Annotated in this window: 8 protein-coding genes, 1 pseudogene and 1 riboswitch; of the genes and pseudogenes, 3 read left to right on the plus strand and 6 right to left on the minus strand. The window is 64.3% G+C overall.

The window, feature by feature from the left end; translation table 11 throughout:
* A pseudogene (locus EN914_RS19350) lies at positions 1-247 on the minus strand (threonine-phosphate decarboxylase); the annotation flags it as partial.
* Here EN914_RS19350 and cbiB point away from each other — a divergent pair.
* Positions 246-1,217 (plus strand): adenosylcobinamide-phosphate synthase CbiB, encoded by a 972-nt coding sequence (cbiB, locus tag EN914_RS19355; protein ID WP_024501347.1) that lies wholly within the window; start codon positions 246-248, stop codon positions 1,215-1,217. The pseudogene EN914_RS19350 and the gene cbiB overlap by 2 nt on opposite strands.
* 36 nt (positions 1,218-1,253) lie before the next feature.
* On the opposite strand, the gene cobO is transcribed toward cbiB, so the two are convergent.
* The 5 genes from cobO to EN914_RS19380 all read right to left on the minus strand — a co-directional run bounded on the left by cobO (position 1,254) and on the right by EN914_RS19380 (position 4,840).
* Positions 1,254-1,868 carry a cob(I)yrinic acid a,c-diamide adenosyltransferase gene (gene cobO / locus EN914_RS19360; protein ID WP_013531120.1) on the minus strand — a complete coding sequence of 205 codons (615 nt, stop codon included), beginning with the start codon at positions 1,866-1,868 and terminating at the stop codon, positions 1,254-1,256.
* 1 nt (position 1,869) lies between these two features.
* Positions 1,870-2,385: a bifunctional adenosylcobinamide kinase/adenosylcobinamide-phosphate guanylyltransferase gene (gene cobU / locus EN914_RS19365; protein WP_024501348.1), complete on the minus strand. Its 516-nt coding sequence runs from the start codon at positions 2,383-2,385 to the stop codon at positions 1,870-1,872.
* Positions 2,378-3,148, minus strand: coding sequence for a CbtA family protein (locus EN914_RS19370; RefSeq protein WP_024501349.1), 771 nt, complete (start codon positions 3,146-3,148; stop codon positions 2,378-2,380). Before EN914_RS19370 ends, cobU begins: the two co-directional genes overlap by 8 nt.
* A gap of 15 nt (positions 3,149-3,163) precedes the next feature.
* On the minus strand, positions 3,164-3,343 hold the full coding sequence (locus tag EN914_RS19375; protein ID WP_013531117.1) for a CbtB domain-containing protein: 180 nt from the start codon (positions 3,341-3,343) through the stop codon (positions 3,164-3,166).
* Between the two features lie 35 nt (positions 3,344-3,378).
* A riboswitch (cobalamin riboswitch) is annotated at positions 3,379-3,575 on the minus strand.
* 65 nt (positions 3,576-3,640) lie between these two features.
* Positions 3,641-4,840: an MFS transporter gene (locus EN914_RS19380; protein ID WP_013531116.1), complete on the minus strand. Its 1,200-nt coding sequence runs from the start codon at positions 4,838-4,840 to the stop codon at positions 3,641-3,643.
* Positions 4,841-5,063: 223 nt separating this feature from the next.
* On the opposite strand from EN914_RS19380, the gene EN914_RS19385 reads away from it, so the two are divergent.
* Both EN914_RS19385 and EN914_RS19390 read left to right on the plus strand, forming a co-directional pair.
* Complete coding sequence (locus EN914_RS19385; RefSeq protein WP_024501350.1) at positions 5,064-6,062, plus strand: heparan-alpha-glucosaminide N-acetyltransferase; 999 nt, start codon at positions 5,064-5,066, stop codon at positions 6,060-6,062.
* Positions 6,059-6,535, plus strand: coding sequence for an isoprenylcysteine carboxylmethyltransferase family protein (locus EN914_RS19390; RefSeq protein WP_024501351.1), 477 nt, complete (start codon positions 6,059-6,061; stop codon positions 6,533-6,535). The genes EN914_RS19385 and EN914_RS19390 overlap by 4 nt, the downstream gene beginning before the upstream one ends.
* Positions 6,536-6,548 lie beyond the last annotated feature (13 nt).

Here is a 6,548-nt window from a genome sequence, read left to right on the forward strand (position 1 = left end):
GCGCCGCCACGACGTTGGCTGGCGACGGCGCGCCGTAAGTACTGGCCGCGATCTCTGTCAGGTCGCGTGTGCGCGCGGCTTCCGGCAACCGCGACAGCGAGGTGGCGGGCAGGTCGAAAAGCGGGTAGGAGTGCGGATTGATACCGGTCGAGAGGTCGACGAAAGGCAGCAGGGCGTTGGGGAAAAGCACCCTCGCGCGGCCAAGACTTCCACCATGGTCCACAACCGCCCCATTAAGAAGCTTCATGTCAGTCCTGATCGCTTTCCTGTCATTGGTCGTCGAATTCGCCCTCGGTTACCCCGACTGGCTGTTTCGCGCCATCGGCCATCCGGTGACGTGGTTCGGCAGGCTGATATCCTTTCTCGACCGCAGGCTCAACCGCGCCACTGATCCCGACGCGCTGCGTCGCAAGCGCGGTGTCCAGGCGCTGCTGGTCATCGTGCTGGTGCCGGCGGTGATCGGCCTCAGCGTACAGATCCTGTTCTGGTTCGTTCCCATGGGCCTGGTCATCACGGCCCTTCTGGCAACGTCGCTGCTGTCGCAGAAGAGCCTCTATGAGCATGTCGAGGCGGTTGCTGACGCCCTCGACACCGGCGGCCTTGCTTTGGCCCGCCTTGCCGTTTCGCGGATCGTCGGTCGCGACCCTGAAACGCTCGACAGGGCCGGTGTCTGCCGCGCGGCGATCGAGAGCCTGGCCGAGAACTTTTCCGACGGCATCGTCGCCCCTGCCTTCTGGACCGGCGTCGGCGGCCTGGCCGGCGGCGCCGCCTACAAGGCCGCCAACACCGCCGATTCGATGATCGGCCACCGCACCCCGCGCCACGAGGCGTTCGGCTGGGCGGCGGCGCGCTTCGACGACTGGATCAACCTGCCGGCGTCGCGGCTGACGGCGCTTCTGATCGTGCTGGCGGCGTTCTTCGTCAAAGGCGCTGATGCGAAAAAAGCCTGGCATGCGGTGCGGCGCGACGCGAAAAAACACCGCTCGCCCAATGCCGGCTGGCCGGAAGCGGCGATGGCCGGTGCGCTCGGCCTGGCGCTCGCCGGCCCGCGCTTCTATGGCGGCGTGCTGGTCGACGACGTCTTCATGGGCGAAGGTGGGCGGCGTGAAGCCGACAGCCTCGACATCAGGCAGGCGCTGAAACTCTATCGCGTCGCCGACTATCTGCTGATCGCTCTGTTCGGGTTGGTTTCGGTCGTTGTCATCGTTGTGACCTAACCTCACCCTCCCCCGTCTGGGGAGGTTGAGGAACACTCAGAACTCAATCCCCTGCTGCGCTTTCACGCCGGCGGAAAAATGATGCTTGGTCACGCTCATTTCGGTGACGAGGTCTGCGGCCTCGACCAGCGCCGGCTTGGCGTTGCGGCCGGTGACAACGACATGCAGGCCCTCGCGCCGCGCTTTTAGCGCGCCAACCACTCTGTCGAGATCAAGATAGTCGTAGCGCAGCGCAATGTTCAATTCGTCGAGCACCAGCAGGCTGATCGACGGATCGGCCATCAGTTCGAGCACCTTGGCCCAGGCGGCTTCGGCGGCAGCGATGTCGCGCTTCAGATCCTGGGTTTCCCAGGTGAACCCCTCGCCCATCGCGTGCCACACGACACGGTCGCCGAAGGCGGCGAAGGCGTCCTTCTCGCCGGTGTGCCACTTGCCCTTGATGAACTGGACGACACCGACGCGCTTGCCGTAGCCGAGCATCCGCAGCGCCAGCCCGAAGGCGGCCGTGGTCTTGCCTTTGCCCGGGCCGGTGTTGACGATGAGCAATCCCTTCTCGACCGTCTTGCTCGCCACCTCGGCATCCTGCACCGCCTTGCGCTTGGCCATCTTGGCGCGGTGGCGCTCTTCGTCCTTATTGTCGATATCGGTCATATCATTTCACCTTGAGCGGCAGCCCCGCCACCATCAGCAGCACCGTATCGGCAATCGCCGCGACCTGCTGGTTGAGCCGGCCGGCGGCATCGCGAAAGCGGCGCGCCAGTGCATTGTCCGGCACGATGCCTTGGCCGACTTCATTGGACACCAAGAACCAGGGTCCGCGCGGCCGCGACAGCACCTCCGCCAATCGCCGGCATTCAAGGTCCAGATCGTGTTCGGCCAGCATATGGTTGGTCAGCCACAGCGTCAGGCAGTCGACAAGCACCGGCCGATCGTCCGGCAAGGCGGCAAGCGCGCCGGCGAGATCGAGCGGTGCGTCGATGGTCGTCCAGCCTTCGCCGCGCCGCGACCGGTGCAACGCGATGCGCTCACGCATCTCGTCATCATAGGCTTGCGCCGTGGCGATATAGGTCCAGGGCGGCGGCAAGGCGGTCGCCAAAATTTCGGCGTGCGCGCTCTTGCCGGAGCGCGCACCGCCGATGAGGAAGGTCAGTGTCTTGCGATCAGGCAAAGCTGTCGCGCAGGCTGGTCGCGGTGCCGGTGAAGCGGCCGCGCACCACGCCGACAACCGCGCCGAGCACCAGCCAGAACACCAGATTGGTCACGGTCACCGCCACCACGAACTGGTGATGCAGCCCTTCCGGAATCGCCGTCTCGTAACTGTCGGGCTGCGGTGCCCCGACAACATGCGGTGCGACGATCAAAAGGACGGCAAGGATCGCCAGCGGCAGCGACTTGCGGAACGCGATCAGGCCGAGACCGGCAGCGGTTGCCGCCACCGTTGCCCACCACCAGATCTGGCGCTGGGTGAGATCGGCGGCCGGCATGGCCGGCAGTTCCGGCGGCAGGCCGAGGCCCGGCGCCAGCGTGAACACGGCAAAGCCGGCCAAGCCCCAGAACACGCCCTGGCGCCAACCACCGATACCGCCGGCGAATTCGGAAACCGCGACCAGGATCAACCCGAAGCCGATGCCGGTGACGATGTTGGCAAGCACGCTGAAGGCGAAACGCTCGAAACCGTCTGCCGGCGCCCAGCCCTCGTCTTCCGCCGCAGCAGTCGCTTCGGCAGGGGCCGGAGCGGCTGCGCTCATGGCATTGCTATTCGCTGCTGCCGGAGCGGCATGGTCATGGTGATGCCCGCCGCCCGCCTGTTCGTAGACTTCCGCCTTCAGGATCAGCGGCACGGTCGCATAGGCCTGCATGCAGGCAAGAACGACGCCGGCCACGAGCCCTGCGATCGCCGCGATGAACACGACGTTGCGAAACAGGTTCATGATGTCAGCCCCTCGTCAGTGGCAGGGAAATGCCATCGAATGGCGATAGTCGTGAGCCGCATTGTGGACCGCATCGATATGCGAGAAGCCGACAAAGCCCATCACGAAAATGCCGAGCAGCGCGGCAAGCGCGAGCTGCATGAAGCGCGACTGCGAGGAGACGGAAGCGCCGAGGGAGACGGAAGCGGTAGTCATGTCTTGTCCTTTCGCCCTCCACCCGAGGGCATCGAAGTCAGTTTCCTGTCGCCGGCAGGTCTCCTGGCTCACGGATCAGCGTCCTTCCCCACCTTCCCGAAGAAAAATCTTCAGTGGCATATGGAGAGGACTACCGCACACAGTTGCGGGGGCAGCCACGGCATTGGGCGAAATCCGCCCTTACCGCATTCCCTCTTGGCTCCAAAATGGAACCGGCGACACCGGCGACTATAGGCAGAATCCTCGCGTCCGGCAAACCAAATTCCGCCGGCGACCGTTGCGAATGCGCCATGAAGGTCAAAGCGATTTCGGCAGATAGCGCCACGTCACGAAGCCGCAGACCGCCGCCAGCAGGCCAAGCGTGACGAACACCGAGCCCAGGCCGAAGAAGGCCAGCACCACCGAATAGACCAGCGGCGGCGTCAGCTCGGAAAAGTCGAGATAGGTGCGATAGACCGCCGCCATCTGCGATCTTTCATAGGAGCGCACCGAGCGCATGAAGGCGGTCGAGCCGAGCGCATCGAGCGCAATGGTGAAGAAGGCGCCGCAGAGCAAGAAGGCGCCGGTGAGCAGCGGCACGGTTTCGCCGACGAAGCCCGCCGCCAGAAGCGCGACCGACATGGCGAAATAGGCAAATGTCATGGTCCTGCGGCCGCCAAAGCGCTTTCCCGCCTTGCCCCAGAAAATCGCCATGAACAAAAGCGCGTTGCCGGCCGAAACCAGCAGGCCGCCGGCCAGCTTGCCCTCACCCGTAATGACCATGAACAGCGGCCCATAGACGAAGAACGTCGTCCAGAAACAGGAGCGCCCAAACGCGATCAGCCAGGCCAGCCTGAGCCTGGGCTGGGCGATGAAGCGGCCGATATTGGCGAGCGGATTGGCTGGTCGCGTCTTGCCGGGACGGATCGACGGGTTGTCGCCGAGCCGGTAGGTCCAGAACAATGCCAGCAGCGCTAACGCGAACACGGCCACCGCGCCATGCGCGGCATAGACGCCGAAGCGCGTGTAGAGGAAGATGCCGAGCGTCGGCCCACCGGTCCAGGCCAGCATCGACCACGCCATGCGCAGCGATTCGGCCTGCATGAAGTCGGTCTTGCGGATGTGGTCCATGATGTAGAGGTTGAGCGTGATCGACAGCGCGCTGGCGCCCATCACCCGGCACAGCATGCCGGCCAGTTGCCCGGCAAGCGTGTCGGTGACGAAGAACAGCGAGCCAATGGCCAGCAGGCAGGCGCCCGCCGTGTAGACCCAGCGCCGGGCGAAACGGCGGATCAGCATCGGCATGAACAATGTCACCGACAGGCCGAGCATCGCCACGACGGTGTAGAGGATCGAGACGATCTGCTCGTTGTGCAGGATCTCGTAAGCCTGGATCGGGATGACGCTCGACACCGTGGCGCGGGCGAAGGATTCGACCGCATAGAGCGAAGCGAAGGTGCGCGCGTCCGCGGCCTTGAGGGCCGGTAGCCAGATCGGATGGCGCACATGGGTGGACATTGCTTTCCCCGAAGCAGATTCACCGGGTCAAATCTGCCGTGGCGACCTCAGCGCCAATAAGAGGAAACCGACGTGCATCCGGCAAAAGCGAAGCCGGCCAAAGGCTTTCCGGCACTGGCCCAATGCCGCGGCTGATCCGGCGTTATCGGCAGGGTTGCCGGTCTTCTTTTGTCCTGGGCAACCGTGATAGTCCTCCAGCGGGGCTGAATCAGAATGCGAGACCATGAGCATCCAAACGCCGACCGCGCCCATTCAGGATCGACCAAAGCGCATCGTCGCCATCGACATCGTGCGCGGCATCGCGCTGATCGCCATGGCAAGCTACCATTTCACCTGGGATCTGGAGTTCTTCGGCTACACCGATCCCGGCCTGACCGCCTTCGGCTGGTGGAAGATTTACGCGCGCTGCATCGCCTCGACCTTCCTGTTCCTGGTCGGCGTCAGCCTGTATCTCGCCCACGGTCGACAAATCCGCTGGAACGGCTTCTGGAAGCGGTTCGCCATGGTCGCCGGAGCCGCGATCGCGATTTCGGTCGTCACCCGCATAGCCACTCCGGACGGCTTCATCTTCTTCGGCATCTTGCACGAGATCGCGCTGGCCAGCCTGCTCGGTCTCGCCTTCCTGCGCCTGCCGGCGCTGCTGACGCTTGTCGTCGCCGCGCTCGTTATCGCCGCCCCCGTCTATCTGCGCTTCGAGGCCTTCGATCACCCATGGCTGTGGTGGGTCGGCCTGTCGGCGACCAATCCGCGCTCCAACGACTACGTTCCGCTGTTTCCGTGGTTCGGCGCCGTACTTGCGGGCATCGCGGTGACGAGACTCGCCGCAGGTGCCGGCCTGCTTGCCAGGCTTGCCAATCTGGCGCCCGGTCGCTTGGCCAACCCGCTGGTCTTCATCGGCCGGCACAGCCTGGCTTTCTATTTGATCCACCAGCCGCTGCTGATCGGCTGCGTCTGGCTGTTCTCGCAGATCATGCCGGCGCAGGTCGAAACCCCGCAGGTGAATTTCCTCAAAACCTGTCAGCTGTCCTGCGAGCAGTCGCGCGACACCGAGTTCTGTACGAGCTACTGTGTCTGCATGCTCGATACGCTCGAGGGCGAGTCCACGCTTGATAGGCTCTACAACAACGATCAGACTGCGGAGTGGAAAGCGCATTTGTCCGATCTCGCCGGCATGTGCACCGCCAAGACCGACAGCAAGTTGATGGAGGGAGGGGCCGAATGACCGAGAACCAGCCGAAGCCGGGGCTCATACCGTGGCCGCCGCTGATCTACATCGCCGCCATCGCCGTCAGCATCGCACTGGGCCTGCTCTATCCCCTGCCCTGGATCGGCGACCTGCTGGGCGATATCCTGTTCGCGGCCGGCTGGGTGGCGCTGTTTGCCGTCGCCGCACTCTGGTTCACCGCGATCCGCACCATGATCCGGGCCAAGACCACGCTCAACCCCAACGCTGTACCCGATCACCTGGTCACCACGGGTCCCTTCGGCGTCACCCGCAATCCGATGTATCTGGCCAACACGCTGCTGTTGATCGGCGTCGCCTTTGTCTCGGGCATCGTGTGGTTCCTGCCGCTGGCGTTCATCGCCGCCTATGCCACGCAGAAGGTGGCGATCGAAGGCGAGGAAAAGGTGCTGGCGGCAAAATTCGGCAAGAAATACCGCGACTACGCCAAACGCGTGCGCCGCTGGATTTGAGCTGGCTTTCAAG

Origin of the sequence: Mesorhizobium sp. M7A.F.Ca.CA.001.08.2.1, assembly GCF_003998455.1 — a bacterium.
Classification (GTDB): domain Bacteria; phylum Pseudomonadota; class Alphaproteobacteria; order Rhizobiales; family Rhizobiaceae; genus Mesorhizobium; species Mesorhizobium ciceri.

Bases quoted from the DNA above. Each gene is read 5' to 3' on its own strand.
- EN914_RS19380 (WP_013531116.1), bottom strand. From the start codon at position 4,840: ATGTCCACCCATGTGCGCCATCCGATCTGGCTACCGGCCCTCAAGGCC.
- EN914_RS19390 (WP_024501351.1), top strand. From the start codon at position 6,059: ATGACCGAGAACCAGCCGAAGCCGGGGCTCATACCGTGGCCGCCGCTG.
- EN914_RS19385 (WP_024501350.1), top strand. From the start codon at position 5,064: ATGAGCATCCAAACGCCGACCGCGCCCATTCAGGATCGACCAAAGCGC.
- cbiB (WP_024501347.1), top strand. From the start codon at position 246: ATGTCAGTCCTGATCGCTTTCCTGTCATTGGTCGTCGAATTCGCCCTC.
- EN914_RS19370 (WP_024501349.1), bottom strand. From the start codon at position 3,148: ATGAACCTGTTTCGCAACGTCGTGTTCATCGCGGCGATCGCAGGGCTC.
- EN914_RS19375 (WP_013531117.1), bottom strand. From the start codon at position 3,343: ATGACTACCGCTTCCGTCTCCCTCGGCGCTTCCGTCTCCTCGCAGTCG.
- cobO (WP_013531120.1), bottom strand. From the start codon at position 1,868: ATGACCGATATCGACAATAAGGACGAAGAGCGCCACCGCGCCAAGATG.